Annotated in this window: 6 protein-coding genes, 2 pseudogenes and 1 other annotated feature; of the genes and pseudogenes, 6 read left to right on the plus strand and 2 right to left on the minus strand. The window is 39.2% G+C overall.

Features of this window, described 5'->3' with window-relative positions; translation table 11 throughout:
- Window positions 1-10: 10 nt before the first annotated feature.
- Together AC5YCI_RS14865 and AC5YCI_RS14870 are read right to left on the minus strand one after the other, a co-directional pair.
- Window positions 11-2,290: a site-specific integrase gene (locus AC5YCI_RS14865; protein ID WP_496175812.1), complete on the minus strand. Its 2,280-nt coding sequence runs from the start codon at window positions 2,288-2,290 to the stop codon at window positions 11-13.
- Window positions 2,287-2,757, minus strand: coding sequence for a hypothetical protein (locus tag AC5YCI_RS14870; RefSeq protein ID WP_496175813.1), 471 nt, complete (start codon window positions 2,755-2,757; stop codon window positions 2,287-2,289). The genes AC5YCI_RS14865 and AC5YCI_RS14870 overlap by 4 nt, the downstream gene beginning before the upstream one ends.
- A gap of 536 nt (window positions 2,758-3,293) precedes the next feature.
- Between AC5YCI_RS14870 and AC5YCI_RS14875 the strand changes: the two genes are divergently transcribed.
- From AC5YCI_RS14875 to AC5YCI_RS14900, 6 genes and pseudogenes are all read left to right on the plus strand, one after another.
- Window positions 3,294-5,237, plus strand: a complete 1,944-nt coding sequence (locus AC5YCI_RS14875) for an ATP-binding protein (protein WP_496175814.1) — start codon at window positions 3,294-3,296, stop codon at window positions 5,235-5,237.
- A 515-nt stretch (window positions 5,238-5,752) separates the two neighbouring features.
- Entirely contained in the window at window positions 5,753-7,462 is a 1,710-nt protein-coding gene (locus AC5YCI_RS14880) for a ShlB/FhaC/HecB family hemolysin secretion/activation protein (protein ID WP_496175815.1), read from the plus strand.
- A gap of 12 nt (window positions 7,463-7,474) precedes the next feature.
- Window positions 7,475-16,486: a two-partner secretion domain-containing protein gene (locus tag AC5YCI_RS14885; RefSeq protein ID WP_496175816.1), complete on the plus strand. Its 9,012-nt coding sequence runs from the start codon at window positions 7,475-7,477 to the stop codon at window positions 16,484-16,486.
- Between the two features lie 39 nt (window positions 16,487-16,525).
- A pseudogene (locus AC5YCI_RS14890) lies at window positions 16,526-17,653 on the plus strand (IS3 family transposase).
- Window positions 17,654-17,946: 293 nt separating this feature from the next.
- The gene (locus tag AC5YCI_RS14895) at window positions 17,947-18,627 is read left to right on the plus strand and encodes a LuxR C-terminal-related transcriptional regulator (RefSeq protein WP_496175817.1); all 681 of its coding nucleotides are present in this window, start codon (window positions 17,947-17,949) and stop codon (window positions 18,625-18,627) included.
- Window positions 18,628-18,772: 145 nt separating this feature from the next.
- Window positions 18,773-19,795, plus strand: a pseudogene (locus AC5YCI_RS14900) (IS3 family transposase); the annotation flags it as partial.
- Window positions 19,048-19,164 (plus strand) — a sequence feature (AL1L pseudoknot). Its footprint overlaps the pseudogene before it by 117 nt.

Here is a 19,795-nt window from a genome sequence, read left to right on the forward strand (position 1 = left end):
GTGATCCTCTCTAAGAAATATGTTCTATCTGTAAGTCTTTAATCATTTGATCTATGCTTGACGTGATGCTTTCGCAATACTTACTCATTGTTGCCGATGAATAACGATAAAATAGCTCTTGATCACGCTGGTCATGACCATATAACGCTTGAATAGCATTAAACGGTATCTCTTGGTCCATCAACATATTCATATCGAAATGGCGTAGCCAATTATTGTAAATCTCTAAATCAAAATATTGACTCAGGTAGTCATTCACGTCACTTCTCTTTAGTGATGCAATTTTGATTTTTTTACTGCGCCATTGTTTATCTGTAGTCGGCAATTCCTTTGAATAAGTAATCCTCTGACCAAACAAATCATTGACACTAATTGTCTTATTAAATACATATCTGAATAGGCGCTGATAACGCTGAGTAATCTGTTTTAAAAAATCGACATAATTCTGAAATGCATCTATAAAAAATTTTGACAGTGGAATATAACGCCCATCTTTACGTGATCTACTATTCTTTTTGTCATTCACGTACACTACTTTTAGCTTCAAATCATAATCATCTAATTGTCCGAGTAAATTTTCTTTTGGACGTCCACCCAAACACAATAAGCTCATATGCCACATCCATATTGTATATGAGTTAATTCGTTGAATGACATGCTGATGAATCGCGATTTGATCAGAACAAAGACAATTTAATTTCTTAAAAAAATCACTAACAAATTCTGGTTTTAGAGCAAGCTGACTCCCCAAACGTAGAGAAGTTTCTGATGATAATCCTTCAAATTGTCGTTGAAGATCAGAAATAGTTTGATCTGTTTCCGGATTAGCTATGGTCTCGAGATAAATTAAATACTTGTCATTAAGTTTTTGTTGATGAATACCATTATAAAAACTACCAGGTAAATCGTGATAGCTATCCTTTCCAGATAAAACGTGTGCAATATATTCATTAAAAGTGTCATGAAAAACATGGAAATATAGTTGTGCTTGTAGTTTTTCAACCGTAATTGAACCCAGGTAGGCTATCGCTGTCCATTTTTTTAAATAGCGATTAACATCTGCAGCCGTAATACTAACTTTGTGATCATAGTGATGGATATAATCAAACCAGCTACTTGATAGATAAAGTTCATGTGTTCGTGTATGGTTCAGCCGGTGTGCTTTCAGATACTCAATTTTTTGCTCACTAATCTCAAGTTTTAAACATATGCGATATTCTGGATGTTTAGTATCATCATTAACGATCAACACTCCATCTTTAATCAGTTGTGGATATTGCAGCAATGCAACAGGTGAAAGTCCACTTGTTAAACTTAACAAGCATGCAGCGGCAATCGCTGATTCCACAGGACGATTAGAATCGAGCTCTAAGTTTAATAGATAAACGAGTTGGCGAATTACATGTTGGTTCATGTAATGTGGATTAGTCACAAAAGGCTGTAGTCTTCTTTGTCGATGGCGATGTAAATAAGCTGTATGTTCATTGAATACCTTGGTAAATCGTGTCGTGCGTGGATCAGTACTATGAATACTTAACCCTGCTTCTTCAACCTCTACTTCACCATAGTCATCTTCCCTAATATCATATGTTAGGGCTATTTCAGTGGCTTCATCATCTAAGTACACACGTCGGTCATAGTTTCTTTCTCTATATTGTTTTAATTGTGATTCAGTTGGCCAATCTTTAACAATTTTTTTATTTTTTCGACGTCTACGACGTACAATTTTCCCTTGGGCAAGACGTTTTAGTAAAATAGTCAATGTGCCTATATAAGATAAGATTTTTTCATTACTTAATTTCAGTTCATGAATCGATTCTTCCCATTTTTCATATTTTGACCTGGCTTCTTGACTATCATGCCTCAGCATAAAATCTAAATAAAATTCAAGTAGGTCTTTAGCTTCCTTAAAATTTGCTTGCTGAGGCTCTTCAAACAATGGTTTCGCAATGTAACGTAATAAATCCAGGCTTTCTTTTTGCTTATTTTTTGAATTTGGTAACTGGGCAATTTCTTCGTATTGTTGGTAAAAGAAATAACTCACACGTAGTAGCAAATACCTTTCCTCAACAAACTTTAATATATCACCACAAGCAAAATAACTGAGTGCAGCTTTAAGATAATCAGTACCTATGACCCGTCTTTGAACAATGTCTTGATAAACCTTGTGTGCTTGATATAGCAGTATTCCCAGTTGCACACGCTCTTCTTCATTTAATTGTGCGTAAGACTGAGATATCACTGTTGATTTAAGCGAAAGATATACATCTAAGAATTGCTCTTTACTCATGTGAAGTCATCCTCAGCATGAACTTGATTTAAATGAGCCTTTTCGACAGCAACATTTTTATGAGCTTGAAAAATTGCAATAATCTGCTCTTTCGCAGCTGTGTTACGCAATTGAAAGTATTGAATGTAAAATACTGCGCTCAATTGTTTCGATGTCTTAAAGATGTCTTTGTGCAAATCAGGCTCAATATAGCAGTTGATGTCTTTTATTAGCTGAAGGTGCGGTAAGTAACGAATATGCCCACGCAGTGATCTATTTTCACATAACATATGTAAGATACCTTGCCAAATCTTGATGTACTTTTTTTTAAAACGCACTTGTTTTGCTTTTGTTCTACCTGGTTCAATTTTAGCGAGTTGCTGAATGACCAAATGCATTGCACTTATATCATCTTTATTACTCAAAAATGGTTCAATAAATTGATAAAAAAATACAGTCAATTCTTTGACCATTTGATCAAAATTCATGCCAAATTCAGCTCAAAAACGATTACATTTTTTATAGCATTATTTCTAATTACTTTTTAAACATGTGTGTACGAATAATGTTAAATTATTGATTTAATAAAAATTTTTTAAATTTTAAATTAAAAATTCTTCCATTTTTTTATAATTTTTAGTTATTCTCTTGACCGGTATAACGTCTACGACGCTGAACAGATGTAATAACTTCAATACGTTCCATAAGACACTCCTTAACTCTAGTTCTATGCCTAGGTCTTAATTTTGAGTGTCCGTTTTAATTGGGGGTTAATACAGCAGCTTTGTAGCTGCCCAAATCGCTCGTTGATTCCATTCATGTTCTTCTCCCATTCCTTGATCAATGGATTTACGTACGAAAGCATATACTGAAGTAGATTTTTTCTTTTAAATATCATGAAATTTATCTGTATATTGTTGTTCAAAAAAAATATAATTTACAAAATTAGTCTTTTATTTTTCTATTTTATTCATTCTGACTGAATATCAAATTTTTAAAATAAATACATAGGAAAGAAAGTGTAATGGCTGTGGGATTTGCTCAAGCTTCATTTAAACTGAATCATGACACTTTTATCATGGCAATCTTCACTTGTTTCATTTCATGTATCGGATTGTTCAATACTGCATTTGCAGCTTCAACTACTCAACATCCCAAAGATGTATGTCAAACCATAATACATAAAATCATGGCAGCTCAGGGCGATGTAAATCAGGAAATGCAGCGCCCTGCTCAAGGCTGGGTGAACCTTGAAAAACTACCGGATCGCTGGGAAAAACGCTGGCCAGAGTTTCATGGTATCGCTTGGTATAAGATTCAGTTTAGCTACACCTGTGACACTCATATGTCCAATTCACCGCTTAGTTTGGCTATAGAGGGAATCACACAAAGCGGAAAAATCTTTTTAAATGACGATTTGTTATGGCAAGACTTATACCTAAAAGAGCCAGCATCCCGCAGCCAGTATATGCCCCGTATATGGAATTTACCTACATCCAGCCTAAAACAAGGTCAAAATACATTATGGATACAAGTATATGGAAGCATTACCCAAAAATCCGGTTTAGGCCATGTTGCTTTAGGCAATTACCCAAGCACCTACAGCATTTATAAAACCTGGCTTTTAGAAAAAAGAATACTCCCTGAATTGAACACGATGGTCAACATTGTAGTGGGAGTGTTTTATCTTTTAGCATGGTTGGCCAACCGCAAAGAAAAAGCGTTCTTTTGGTTTGGCATGACTGGCTTCGCATGGGTCATTTACAGCTTCTGCTTTTTATATACTGACCCGATTTCTTTTTTGACTGCCATCAGCATTGATCGTTTACAGAATATTATCTTCTGTTTTTATACTGTCGGAGGCTGTTTAGGTGCTTTGCACTTTGTAAATAAATCATTTCCACGCATTCAAAAATTACTCTTTATCTTTTTAGCTGTGGCTACTGTTTGCATTGCTTTGGCACCAATGAATCAAGTCAGTGCAGTAATACAATTTTTCTTTTCAAGTGCTGTTGCCATCTTTTTATTAAAATGTATTATCTATCCTTTTATTGCTTATAAATCAAAGCTTCCAGAAACTTATTTACTGGCTGTATTGTATTTAATCTACTTACCTATCGCTTTTAATGATGCGCAGTTTATGATCACCATGGAAGGGCGCCCTCTTTCTCCTTATACTGGGCCATTTACCACCATGGCGGTTGGTGCTATTTTAGCTATGCGTCTAGCCAGAAATGCACGACAAATTGAACGCTTTAATAGAACACTTGCGGAAAATGTGACTCAGGCTAAGCAGGAGCTTAGGGCATCATTAGAACAGCAGCATAAGCTTTCGATCGAAAATGCTCGGTTGCAAGAACGCATTCATTTATCCCATGATTTGCATGATGGCTTAGGTGGTTCTATTGTCCGCTCAATCATCACACTGGAACAAAACGATAAAGTCTCTAAACCACAAGTGCTATCTATTTTAAAAATGCTGCGCAGTGATTTACGGCAAATCGTTGACTCAGGTTCAAGCCTCTCCTCCAAAGTTCCTGCTAATCCTGTCGAATGGGGAGCGCCAATTCGCTATAGATTTATCCAACTCTTTGAGGAAATAGACATCCATTCACAATGGTGCTTTGAACAAACATGGCAAAATGTGCCCACAGCTCTAGAATGTCTTACATTAACCAGAGTTGCGGAAGAGGCACTCACCAATATTCTCAAACACAGCCAAGCCTCAGAAGTTAACGTTTCCTTGACTGAGACAGAGAATAATGAACTGATGATGTGTATTGAAGATAATGGCATTGGCTTTAATCCCAAAACAGTGGAAGCTGGACTGCATGTTGGACTGCAAAGCATGCATGCGCGTATTCACCGTCTGGGCGGCGAGTTTAAAATTGATTCACAGCCCGGTAAAACCTCAATTCAAGTGATTTTACCTTTGAGCATTAGTAAAACGGATACCGCTTTAAAGTAAGCTGATATTCTTGATTTTTACGTACTTTAGTTAAAAGTGATCGTGCGCAGCTAATTCCTCTAAATTGTTAAAATATTGCTGCTCAAACGCTTCTGGACTTAGCCAATTATTCATAAAATTCCTTCTAATTTGCTTGTAGTAAACTTCGCTATATTCAAACAAGATATTTTGATCTTTTAGAGTATAAAACACACTGCTAAACCGTACTGGGTTTGCCTTTTGGTTCTGCATACCCTTGAGTAGTAGGATCAAACCAGATCGAGAGGTCTACTTGATTTATGAATGCTCGCTTATAAGAGGACCAATTTGTTGTACGACAGGTTTTAGGTACAAGCTTGTTCATCTGAGAATGATATTACTGGATAAGCCTTTACAGACAGGTTTGTGCAACACAGTAAATATACCCATTTTTAGTGATATAAAGATAGAGTATTTGCAGTTAAGGTGCTGGCTATAATTTGATGACTAAAATCAAAGCTTTATTTTAGTCATGATTGTTTACATTAGAGACAGCTATGAATTTTTATTTCAAACCTTTACTTCTTAGTGCACTTATTCTTGGGGTTATACAAAGCGGTTACACAGCAACACCTGAAATAGATATTGCTAATAAAGAAAATGAACGAATTCAACAGAATCTACAAGACCGCTTGCGCTATGAGCAAGAGCAGCTTCTTCAATCTTCCAAAGCACCTTCACGTATTGAAATCACACCACTCGACTCTAAAATTATACAAAAAGGGCCATGCTTAAACATTACCGCAATTCATGTAGAGGGTGCTGTTGTTATTACGCAGCGTGAAATCCGCAAAGTCACACAGCAATATGAAAACAGCTGTATAGGTGCCCAGCGTATTGAAGAAATTATGGGGAAATTGACCGCACTGTATTTAAGCAAAGGTTATGCAACAGCGCGTTTCTATCTGCCTGAACAGGACCTAAAAACAGGTACGCTTAAATTGCGTGTTGAGGAAGGAAAATTAAGCCAGCTGCAGCTGACAGAACGTGCTAAAGGCACAATGTCATTAAAAACTGCCATTATTGGCGCTGAAGGTAAACCTCTCAATTTAAGAGATTTAGAACAGGCTCTAGATCAAATTAATAAACTTCAGTCCAATAATGCCGCCATGAATATTTATCCGGGAGAAAGAACCGGTGAAAGCATTGTGATTTTTGACAATGCACCCTCAAAACGCTGGAACGGCTATTTCAGCTATGATAACAAAGGGCAAGATTCAACCGGACGCAATCAAGCAGCATTGGGTGTCGGCATTGACAATATTTTTGGCTTGAATGATTTGTTGAATCTTTCTTATAACCGTTCATTGCCATTTAAAACCAATCGTCAGGATTCATTTTCCAGCAGTATTTTTTATGCAGTGCCATTGGGTTATCACACCTTAAGTCTGAATGCTTCGCGTTCAGAATATGACTCAACATTAAAGACTCAGTTTAACCAGCTGCATTCAAGCGGTGAGACCAATACTTATACAGGGCGTGTGGACAGTCTGCTTTATAGAGGATTCAACAACCAGTTTCGAGCAAATATTGGTCTGACCCACAAAGATACAGCTGCATTTTTAGAAGACGTTAAATTGGATGTCAGTAGCCGAAAGCTATCGGTACTAGATATCGGAGTGAGCTACAGCGACATGCTTTTGGCTGGCGTAATCAATGCCAATGCTGGCTACAGCCGTGGTTTAAAACTGTTTAATGCGCTAGAAGATACAGAAAATTTGGCTGCTGAAATGCCAAAAGCGCAATTTGAAAAATTGACTTACGGTTTAAGCTACTTCAAGCCATTTCAGGCCTTAGGACAAAACTTCAGTTTTTCTTCCAATTTTTCAGGTCAGTATGCACTGGATACTTTATACGGTTCAGAGCAGTACTCTATTGGTAGCTTGTACAGTGTACGTGGCTTTAACCAAAGTTCAATCAGTGGCGACAGCGGCTATTCGTTTAGAAATGATCTTAATTTGAATAAGGTATATAGCTTAAGTAATGGGCCATTGATTGCGCGGCATTATATTGGTCTTGACTATGGAAAAGTAGATAACAAAGAAAATTCCAGCCAAGTTGGGGAATTGGCTGGTGTGAGTGCAGGTACTGCGTTTAATTTCAATAATGTTGCTCTGGAGCTGATCGTGACCCAGCCGGTTTTAAAACCTAATTTTATGAAAAAACCAGATACGGACTTCTTCTTTTCAACCACAGTCACATTTTAAAGGGATATTGAAATGAACCATATTTATAAAACAATTTGGAATAAAACAAAAAATGCATTTGATGTTGTGGCTGAAAATGTAAGTTCTAAGGGAAAAAAGACAGCGGGCAGCAAATCCGGTTCTGAAACAGAGTCTGGACAAGTTTCACATTTTCTTGCGGTATTAACACCGCTAGCAGCCATGTTGTTTGTGCAATCAAGTTTGGCAGAAGTCATCGTCGGTGATACCAATACTCAGGTTTACAATGCAAAAAACGGCGTGCAAATTATTGATATTGCCTCAGCAAATGCTGCAGGGATTTCTCACAACCGTTATGTCAGCTATAACGTAGACAAAACCGGCCAGGTTTTAAATAATGCAGCGCAATCAGCATCTCAATTGTCCGTTATGACTGAGCTGGCTGGCAAAATCATGACCAATGCCAATTTAAATACCAGCGCCAAAGTAATTTTGAACGAAGTCACAAGCGCAAACCGCTCTGCATTAAATGGTTATATAGAAGTTGCTGGTGCCAAAGCGGATGTTATCTTGGCTAACCCATACGGGATAACCTGTTCTGGCTGCGGTTTTATTAATACAGACAGAGCGACATTAACTACAGGTACACCAAAGCTTAGCGCTGACGGAAACATTACCAGTTTTAACATTACACAAGGCAATATTTCTATTGCAGATAATGGCTTGAATGCCAACAGCACGGGCTTACTTCGTTTGCTGTCCAGAAACCTAAATATTGATGGACAAGTCAATGCGCAGCAGCTGGAAGCTGTGACAGGTGCCAATGCATATGACTATGTAACCGGTAAGGCCACTGCAATTGCAGGAACAGGCACAACTGGACAGTATGCAATTGATTCAACCTTACTGGGCGGTCTTTATGCTAACCGTATTAGCCTGATTTCTACGGAACAAGGAGTAGGTGTTCGTATGGCAGGTGATGCAGCTGCAAGTGTCGCTGACTTCACCTTGACTGCAGCAGGTAACATTCAGCTGAATAATCAAATTAGTAGCAAACAGGCCATCGAAATACAGAGCAGCTCTACACAGCAGCAAAAATTAGATATTCAAGGCAGATTAACAGCAAATAATATTTCAATCGGTGAAGCGAACGGGCAAAAGCTAAATGTTGATGTCGAGGGCGGTACACTATATGCGAGCAGCACGCTAGATCTTCAAAGTCAGGCATTGAACGCCAATAATGCCAAAATCCAGGCGAAAGATGTGCTAAAAGTAAATGCTAATGCAGATATTACTTTGCAAAATACCCTGCTAGATGCTGCTGACCTTCAAGTAAAATCCAATACTTTCAATGCACAAGATGCACAGTTCAAGTCAGCACAAAATCTCGATATTCAAACTGCTCAAGATTTAAAGTTTAAAAATACAAATGCTGAAGTACAAAATAATATTGTTCTTAATGCGGCTAATGGCAATATAGAGTTGTCTGGTGGCACACTAGAAGCGGGTAATGCTTTAGAGCTAAAAGCAAATCAGCTGACACAGAGTGCTCAGACGTCAGCTGCCAATACTAATATTCAGGCACAACAGTTCACACTAGATGAAAATGGCCTCATCGTTAGTCTAAACAATACTGCAGTCAACACATCCGATGCCGATGTCTGGGGCCAAATGTATAGTTCAGCAGCCAATTTGAACATTAGCAACACATTAAATAGCGGTAACAATACCCTTATTTCTGTTCAGGATTTAAATACGGTAAATGCAAAAGACCTGAATTTAAAAGGTTTATGGGAAGCAGGAAATTTAACCCTAACAGCTTCGAATTCATTGCAACAGGCTGGTGCTGTTTATGCGCAAAATAATTTGACATTGCAAGCAAATACCATGAATTTGAGTGGTGCAGTACAATCGGGCAGTAAACTCAATGCAAATGCCATGCAGCAGTTGACTGTGGACAGCCTCGCTGAGTTGCTTAGTTCTGACAGCATTGAGCTTTCAGCAGACGTAGTTCAGTTAGATGGCTATGCCGGTGCAGAAAACTCAATTTCTGCAATTGCAGCGAATACTCTGAAAGCAGGTACTACTTCGCAGCTCGAAAGCAATGGTTTGATTGCATTGCAGTCTAAAAATGCAGATATTGATTTACAAGGCACAACCTATGCGCAAACTCAGACGATTTTAGCCCAGAAAAACCTCAATATCGCGGCTGGTGCTTTGGTCACAACAGTAGGCGACTTAAATATTACCGCAGATACTTTAAACAACATAGGTATGGTAACTACACAGCAGCTCACCACAGCACAACTCAAACAATTAAATAACCAAGGCAGTCTGATTTCAGACAAATTTGAATTGAGTACGCTAGAGAGTGTAAACAATAGCGGTAAACTCATTTCCAATCAGGATTTAGAGCTAAAAACAGCAGCTCTGGCCAACACTCACAATTCAATGCTTGCTGGAAATAGCAACGTGAACCTGTATATCAACGGCGCAGATTTTAATAATCAGGGGGTTATTTCTGCTATGAGCAATCTGGTCTTAGATGCTGCGCAAATCAATACAGTGAACAATGGTTCAATTTTGGCTGGAAATCAGCTGAATATTGATACCCATATGCTGGACAATGAAGGCAGATTAAATGCTGAAGCTATTCATATCAGCGCGTCTGATATGAATAACAGCGCAAATATTATTGGCAGCACGGTAAAAATCAATGCGGATAAAAAAGTAGACAGTGCTATCGTCAATAGCGGAGAAATCTATGCAGCCAATCAAGCAGATTTAACCGTATCAGATAAGATTGACAATACGGGCTATATTTACACGGTAAATAATCAAAATGCAGGCACTGTGAATTTAACGGCACAGCAGCTGCTAAATGGCAGTAAAGGAATTATCAGCACCAATAATCTGCTGTTAAAGACAGATGAAATTGTCAATGCTGGACAGATTTCTGCGGATTCAGCAGTAATTGAAGGCAAGACTTCTTTGCAAACAGCATTGACCAATATTGGTAACTCATTATCGAACACCGGTATATATCTTTATAATTCGTTACAAGCAAAAAACTTGAGTAGTTTGACCAACTCAGGTGATGTTTATGTGAATTTAAATGCTTCAGACAGCCTGTCTGAAATTTCGGCAGCAGACCTAATAAACAATTCAGGTGCATATTTATATTTGGGCAATAATGCAAACTTTAACCAGACAGGTTTGGTTTCAAAAAATGCGGGGGAAATTTATGTTCAAAGCAATGATGTAGCACCACTTGCAACATCAGTCAGCTTTGCAAACTTAGATAATAATGGCGGTACGCTAAGTATTGACGCTGCGACATTAAATTTTTCTAACAATTATGAGCATACAGGTAAGCTGAATGCGATGAACAGCGCAGCTGTAAATGCCAATGCAGATTTCATCAACAGCAGCACTGGAGAAGTGAATCTTTATAATTCTGATTTGAACGCAAACACATTAACCAATCAGAATCAGATCAAAACCTCAGGTATCTCCAAAATTACAGCCGAAAACAGGCTGGTAAATAACAAGCTGATTCATTCTGACGGTTCCTTATTGATTGATACGGCAGCTTTAACCAATGCTGCAAAGTCAGGCATTATTTCTTTAGATCATTTGTTGATGAATACTCAACGCAATGATGTAAATACAATCACCAACTTTGGTGATGTTTATGCTGCTGGATATTTGGTATTGGGTAATGAAAACAGTAAGAAAACCGATATATACAATAAGATGAACACTAATCAGTCTCAGGTTTCTGGTGGCAATTTTCACGCTGGTATGGGGCTAGACGTTTACGGTCATGATTTTGAAAATAATCATAATGTTTTAGTTAATCAGGGTGATATTAATTTAGAACTGAGTGGAAAGTTTTTGAATGAACGGACCTATTATGGCAATCAAATTAATATTACTGAGACTTGGAATACGCCACAGATGTATCTAACCAGTGATAATGACTGGGGCCATGAATCTTTTGATGACAGTGCAAGCAATACCGTTATATATACCACTCAAGTTGCGATTAAAGGCGGTGGTGACGATGGTGTGCAAGCAAGTGTAGTCACGGAAACCTGGAAAAAGAGCACAGAGGTGAAGGCTGGTACTGAAACTAACTATGACACAGTCAAAAACTACCTAAATGGAGATATAGGCCAAGCCAAAATCGGTGCAAATGACGGTAATATCACGATTAACTATGTAGATGATTCGAAAAACATAGGCGGTAAGATTTATGCTGCGGGTAAAACCACAGAAACAAAAGATGCAGATGGCAATATTATAGAACGTACAGTTAAAGGCAGTGTTGATATAAATGGAGCGGGGAATTTCACCAATGAATCTATTGATTTATACCGCGATCAATTGTTTGAGTTAAAATATTTATTGTTAACTGATCATAGTAACAGAGCTGGAGCTGTTGTTGGATTAGACTCAACAAAGAATGTCGACTATCAATTAGATGATATTGACAATGACGGCCATTATAATCGCTCAAATAATTATATTAATGCAATCAAAGGTTTATCAGGAATTTACTATTCTTACCGCGATGACAATATGAATAAGTACACAACGGTGAAGGATAGATCAGGGGATAGTTATAATGTTACTCATAACGTAAAAAATGTGATTCATGCGATTCGCAATAAAGTAAAACTTGATGGCTTTAAAGCATTGGTTCCTAAAAATGTGCAAAGTAATGCTGGGCAGTCTAAAGCCACTGTTACGGGTAACACAGTTTTTATAAAAGCCAAGAATCTGACCAATGAATCTGAAAGCAATCTCAATCACTTGGCTTTAAATAATGATAAGAAATTATGTGAAAATCTCGGTTTGACATGTCAAATAGACAAGCCGGCAGAAGATAAAAAGGAAAATGCTGATGCGCCGCAAGACGGATCGGTTGTTGAAATGCCTAAAAAACAGGTAGACACTACAAAGTATACAGAAGATGTACGTATACAGGCTGTTAATCCAGTTTCTCAAGCACCTGCTGTCGATTTATCATTGCCAGTTTCCGACTATGGTCAGTACATCGTAGCCAAAGATCCAAATTCAAAATATTTAGTCGAATCGAACCCGCTGTATGGGGAAAATTCAGATGTTATCGGTTCGGATTATCTGCAGGACAAGTTGGGCATTAATCCAGACCAGCTGATGAAACGCCTAGGCGATAATGGCTATGAAATGAATCTGGTGCAGCAGCAGTTGATCTCTACATTAGGCACAGCAGTACTTTACGCCAACAGTTCTATGGCAGATCAAATGCAAAAACTGTTTGATCAGGCATCAGATCAGAAATCTACCTTAGGTCTAGAATACGGCAAAGCATTAACGGCAGATCAAATCAGCAACTTGAAACAAGATATCGTTTGGATGGTGACAACTGAGGTTGCTGGTCAAAAAGTATTGGTACCACAGGTTTATCTCAGCAAGGCAACTGTGGACAGTATTAGCACTTCAGGTGCAGTGATTGAAGGTAAAAATCTGACCTATTTGGATGTTGAATCTTTAGACAATAAAAATGCGTCCATTCGCGGCGGCACTGTAGTGGTGGATGCGCAGAAGGATATCAACAATATTGGTGCGCAGATTAAAGGCGGCAATGTTTTCCTGACCTCGAAAGAAGGCTCAATCAACAATATCACCGAAGTGCATACTTCTGGCAGCGATTCAGACCGTAAAACGTCGATTGGTGCAGTATCAGGCATTGTCAGTGATGGTGCATTGGTTATGGATGCCGCAAAAGATATTAATAATGTCGGTGCCAAGCTAAAAGCTGGTGAAACTTTAGCGCTGAAAGCTGGTAACAACATTAATATTTTATCTGTTCAAAATGCTGAAGCTTCTTCAAAAAGCATTAAAAACGGCCGCAGCTCTACAAATTCTGTTACCAATATGGGCTCGGTTATAGAAGCGGGCGGCAATGTAATTATGGACAGCGGTAAAGATACAACCATTAAGGGCAGTGATGTTACGGCAGGCGATTTAATGTATGTGAAAACTGGTGGTGACTTTAAGCTGCTGGCAGATCAGGATACAACTGAAACCAAAACTTCAACATCGCGTTCAGGCTTTGGTGTTGGCGGCGGTGTTTGGGGTAAAGAAACAGTCGAAACAACAGATTTCAAAGGCACCAATAAAGCCAGCAATTTGAGTGTGGGCAGTTTAATTGTCGACTCGGAAGGCAAAGCGATTATTGAGGGTTCAAATATTGGCATACGTGACAAAGCCAGTACTAGCTTAATTCGAGGAAAAGCTGGCGTAGACATTCTCGATGGCAAAGATGAAGAGCGCCATGAGAAAACCACGACCACCACGACCTATTTGAAGTCTACTAAAGGTAGTGCAAGTAATAACGATCCTATTTATGGCACTGCAGCAGACAGTATTCAAAAAGATAAAAAAGGTAACTTTGATGGTAGTGCAACGCAGAACCTGTATGGAGAATCTACGCAAGATGAACCAAATGCGCAAGCTAAGGCCAGTGCAAGCGCAGAAAAAACCAAATTATCGATGACAGCGCAAGCAGGAGCTTCGGCTTCTGCCCAAGGTGAAGCTGCATTGAAAATTTCAGAAACCACCAAAACTGTAGAAAAAAGCGGTTCTAGCACCAGCGTCGCATCTAATATTGTATCGGCAGGTAATTTGGCCATCATGTCTGACAACACCGTGAACGTCAGAGGTTCAAATGTTGATGTCGACGGCAAACTGGCTATCGCTGCCAAAAATTTGCTGGTCGAAGCTGGCAAAAATACCAGCTATGCTTCGCGTGATGTGAAGCGTACTTCTGTAGGTATTTTTGCAGAAGGTGATGCTAGTGCTCAAGCAGGAGCACAAGCTGGCGGCAAGGTAGGTGTCAATGGTGCATCCTTGGGCGTAAATGCAGGTGCCAGCGCGCAAGCCAACTCGACGGTTACCTTTGGGGCCAAGACCGAACATCAAAATGAAAGCATGAACAGTTTGACGCATAGCAATTCAAGCCTGAAATCTGGCTCAGACATGCTCATACAAGTAACAGATACAGCAACGTTCCATGGCGCTGATGTACAAGCTGGGCAGTGGGATAAAGATGGAAAACCAGTTGGAGCTCCAGCAGCTTTAAGAATTGAAGCAAAAAACATTAAAAATCTGGCTGTACAAGATACACATAGTGAAACCAGTACGAGCTCAAGTAAAATGGCTGGGATTTATTTAAGTGGTGACGTGTCTGCTCAAGCTGGCGCACAAGCCGGCGCTTCGGCAGATGCAACCAACATCAATCCGCTCAGCGCAGGTGCATCTGCATCGGCAGGCGTATCTGCAGAAGTAGGTGCGGGTTTAAGAACGGCCATTGAAAATAATGAGCAATCTTATGACACAGTGACCAATAAAGGGAATAACTTTACAGCAACAGGCAGTTTTGTCCGCATCGCTGAAAATGAAATTTTGGACCAAGCGACTCAAGTCAATGCCGGTAGCATTTATCAAAGTGCAGCAACAATTAAAGATGAGGCTGTACATGACAGCCAGACGTTCCATAGTAACAGCCAGTCCCATGAGGCCCGACTAGGCATATATGCGGAAGCAGGCGCGAGTGTCAGTGCATCGGCAGAGGCAAGTCTAGGTGCTACAGCGTCTACGAGCACAGGTAATCAATCAAGTGGAGCAAAAGAACAAGGTTCAAAAAAGCCGAAACTGGCAGCAGGTGTTTCTGCACAATACAGTATGGAGACTTCCAACATTGATAGTAAGGATACTCAGGCAAGAAGTTCTTCATTTACGTCAAGTGGAAACATTACCTCAATTTCTAGTGGTGAAACACAGTTAAATGGCACGCTGTTTAATTCGACTGGCGGCGACATCAATTTGGAGGCATCTAAACTGACTTATAACGCGGTGCATGATACACATGAGTCTAGTTCTACAAGCCGTAAGGTCGATGTCAATGCAAAAGTGGGTGTGGATTTAAAAGGTGTGCCAGATATAGAGCTGGGCGCTGAATATGGTCAAAACAAAAGTAATGCCAAATCATCTATGGCAGTTGTAGGTGGTTTAAAAGCAGCTGGAAATATTACGGTCAGAGCAAACGAGGCAAATTTTGAAGGCACAGCATTAACAGGTGATCATGTATCTGTTCAAGCCAACAGTACAACCTTTACGGCAGCCGAGAGTACCAGCACCAGCAATTCAACCGGTTTTGGTATTGGGGTAGGTTTTGAAAACGCACAAAAAAGCAGATCAACAACAAATCCAAACGAAAATGTGACTCGTAAAGTCGAGAGAGCTGATGGTACAACAGCAACTGATACCACCCATAAATCAGGTGGTGTGTCTGCCAATTTCGATATTGCGAAAAATAATTCAACCAAGTACACCGGTTCTGAAATTACGGCTAAATCTTTTGAGGTGACGGCACCCGCGCCTGCTGCAGCGCTGACATTAAATGAGGCTGGAGCAAGCCCAGTGAGTCTGGCGTCTGCTTCACAGTTAGTTTCAGTGCCGGAGCTGGCAAGAAATGCGGAAGGTAAAGCCATTATCCATGATGGTGCACCAGTGATTACTACCAAGCAAACTGAAGTGAATATACCGGCTATAGAATCTTCGAATGACAAAGGGCTTCTTGGTACCCCTGTGGCTGCTCAGCCGGCGGCTTCGGATGATACAGCTTCATCACAACCGACTTTAAGCATGGAAAATGTCAAATTTAAGTCTGTGGGTAATGATAGTAAAGCGATTGAAGATAATTCGATTAATAAAACTGACACTGCCGCGGTTCAGGTGTCATCAACGACTAAAAAAGATACCAAATCCAGCTTTGAGTTAGGCGGAGAAGGCAGTGCGGACTCGGATGATTTGCGTCAAATACAAAATAACCGTGCTGCCTATTCGGGCACAAGAGCAGCAGGAGAGAGAACGGCAGTTCGACAGTCGACTGAAACTTTAAATCAAAATGACACGCTCGGCAAAGAGAAGTTAAATCAAAACTCTACGCACAGAAATGTTGGAGATACAATAATGAATAAAGCTGGGCAATTCAAAGATTGGTTAAGAAGGTGAACCATACCGGGTTTGTCGGAGACCGCTTTTCTTGAGAGAATGTCCCAATCACAAAACCAAAATTATACCCCTGAAATCAGAGAAAGAGCAGTTCAATTATTGATTGAATCTGATAAAGATTATCCGTCTAGTTGGACTGCAATCACAGCAATTGCTCCTAATATTGGCTGTAGACCTGAAATGCTACGTTCGTAGCATCAGAAGTATTTGAATCAACAGAATTCAATAAAACTACAGCAGCTTTCAGACCACGAATGCATTAAACAATTTGAACGCGAAAATAAAGAACTGTATGGCGTCGAGGCGATTTGTAGAATTTTACGGATCGCCCCTTCGACCTATTACCGGACTTTAGATCTAGCGGATAATTCAGAACATCGAGCGAAATGAGATTTACATGACTTACATCATGCTGAACAAATTAAACGAATCTGGAAGAAAAGTTCAAGTCGATATGACGTACGTAAAGTTTGACAAAAATTGAAACGAGAAAGGCTATGTTATTGCGCGCTATACAGTTGCTCGATTGATGCAGAAGCTAGGCATACAAGGTGTTTGGCATGATAAGAATAAATGAACTACCCGTAGCGGAGATGATCAAAAAAGAGCAGCCGACTTAGTGAAGCGGAATTTTAGTGCTGATCATCCTGACCAACTATTGATCAGTGATTTTACATATATCCAAACAAATTCAGGTTGGGTTTATCATTCATTTATTATTGATGTGTTCTCACGAGCAGTTGTTGGATGGAAAACATCAACCCTTATGAATACAGATATGGTCCTGAATGTACTTGAGCAAGCGTTCAATGCTCAAGCCATACCAAAGAACAGATTCACCACTATATGAGGAGCACTGCTCCGCAAGAGGCATACAATATCTTTCCATTCGCTATACCAACGTTTAGAAGCAGCAAATTTACCAGCATCAGTCGGGATAACGGGTGACTCATATGATAATGCTTTGCCTAAAACGCTGAATGGCTTATACAAAACAGAGATAATTGAATATTTAGAAGCAGATTAGCAAGGTTTAGCAGATATACAACCTGTGATATTAAACTGGGTAGATTGGTTCAATAAAGAGCGTGTACATAGTGCACTAGTTATGTATCACCTTTTTATTTTGAAGCAATGTACTATGATAAAATTAATCCGTTAGCTTAGGTTGCCTAACTTAAATACAAAGTCTCCGAAAAACCCAGTACGGTTCAGTTACAGCCTTATAGCTGCAACCGCTTTATTTGCAGAGGCTTATCACGGAGAGTTTTCCTTTGTATTTTTACTTAATTCTGCAACAAAGTCAGAAGTTATTGTGGTTTTGGTTTATGATAGATATCACGTTATTGAATAATTAGGGTGAGCCATTAAATTATTGAAATTTAAAATCCCAAATTTTGGGTATAGCAATTGCAAAGCTAAAGGAAAAGAATCGAGGTAAATAAAATGGATGGTTAAAAATGTTTAATTTCAGTACGCCATTGCTCAAGCCAATGCTGGTTTTAGAAGATGATCCTACTCAGCAGTTGAGGATTTCTAAACTCTTACAGGCCTTCGGTTATGAAGAAAAAGATATCTTCTATTCTCAAACCATAGATTTTGCTGTAGATATTTGCAGTAAAAACTCCATAAAATTCATGCTAGTAGATTTAAATTTACCAGATGGCAGCGGTATCGATTTTATTATGAATATTCGTGCAATAGGTGAAAATACTGCACCTATTATGGTTCTTTCTGCATGGAATACTTTAGATGTTATTTATAAAGCTTTAAATGTAGGTGCAACAGGTTATGTCTTAAAAGAAAAAGACGATTTTGAACTTATGTTTGCCATACGTACCATGCTGAAAGGCGGTGCAATTATCGATCCAAATATCGCCAAAAAAATTCTAAGCAAATTTAAAAAATCATTGATTGACTCGCCGGTGACTCATGAGCGATCTCATACAAGTCTATCACAAAGAGAAACGGAAATATTGACTTGCATCTCTAATGGATTGAGTAGTCGTGAAATTGGCTTAGAGCTTAATATTTCAAAATACACTGTAGATGCGCATATTAAAAAGATTTATCAAAAGCTGGAAGTAAATTCCCGCACTAAGGCAATTTATGCAGGTAAGCAAATAGGTTTAATTAGTTAAATCCAATAGAATTCTTTCATAAATCATTTGTATTCAGTTCCAAGTTGTAGATTCTAGTGATTAAATTGAATCTCAAACCGAGTCTTTTCTCTCTATGAACCGTACCGGGTTTGTCGGAGAGTCAATATTCTGAGAGACTATCCCTATGACAAAATTAAAATACACCCCTGAAATCAGAGAAAGAGCGGTTCAACTTGTGATTGAATCTGAAAAAGATTATCCATCGAATTGGGCTGCAATCACAGCTATTGCACCTAAGATTGGTTGTACTCCTGAAACATTGCGTGTTTGGCATCAGAAGCATTTGAATCAACAGAATCCAGTCAAAGTACAGCAGCTTTCAGACCAGGAACGCATTAAACAACTTGAACGCGAAAATAAAGAACTGCAACGAGCCAATGAAATTCTACGTAAAGCAGCCGCTTTTTTCGCCCAGGCGGAGCTCGACCGCCCACACAAATAATGGTGGATTTTATCCATAACAATAAAGATCGATATGGTGTTGAAGCGATTTGTAGAATTTTACCGATTGCAGCTTCGACCTATTATCGGGCTTTAGATTTCGTTGATAACCCAGAACATCGAGCGAAACGTACTCTGCATGATTTACATCATGCAGAGCAAATCAAACGTATTTGGAAAGAAAGTTTAGGTCGATATGGTGTACGTAAAGTTTGGCAAAAATTGAAACGTGAAGGCTATGTTATTGCACGTTGTACAGTTACTCGATTGATGAAAAAGCTAGATATACAAGGTGTTTGGCGTGGTAAGAATAAACAAACTACCCGCAGCCGAGATGATCAAAAACGAGCAGATGATTTAGTGAAACGGAATTTTAGTGCTGATCGACCTGACCAATTATGGGTCAGTGACTTTACGTATATTCAAACCCATTCTGGCTGGGTCTACACCGCCTTTATTATTGATGTGTTCTCGCGAGCAATTGTTGGATGGAAAGTATCAACACGGATGAATACAGATATGGTACTTGATGCACTGGAGCAAGCATTGCATGATCGAGGCATGCCAAAGAATGTGATTCATCATTCCGACAGAGGTGTGCAATATCTTTCCATTCGCTATACCAATCGTTTAGAAGCAGCAAATTTACGAGCATCAGTCGGTACAACGGGTGATTCATACGATAATGCTTTGGCTGAAACGGTGA

The organism is Acinetobacter sp. CY17 (assembly GCF_059515825.1).

What these genes read in the sequence shown, in the direction of transcription:
- AC5YCI_RS14880 (WP_496175815.1), top strand. Translation starts at nt 5,753, where the DNA reads ATGAATTTTTATTTCAAACCTTTACTTCTTAGTGCACTTATTCTTGGG.
- AC5YCI_RS14870 (WP_496175813.1), bottom strand. Translation starts at nt 2,757, where the DNA reads ATGAATTTTGATCAAATGGTCAAAGAATTGACTGTATTTTTTTATCAA.
- AC5YCI_RS14885 (WP_496175816.1), top strand. Translation starts at nt 7,475, where the DNA reads ATGAACCATATTTATAAAACAATTTGGAATAAAACAAAAAATGCATTT.
- AC5YCI_RS14865 (WP_496175812.1), bottom strand. Translation starts at nt 2,290, where the DNA reads ATGAGTAAAGAGCAATTCTTAGATGTATATCTTTCGCTTAAATCAACA.
- AC5YCI_RS14875 (WP_496175814.1), top strand. Translation starts at nt 3,294, where the DNA reads ATGGCTGTGGGATTTGCTCAAGCTTCATTTAAACTGAATCATGACACT.
- AC5YCI_RS14895 (WP_496175817.1), top strand. Translation starts at nt 17,947, where the DNA reads ATGTTTAATTTCAGTACGCCATTGCTCAAGCCAATGCTGGTTTTAGAA.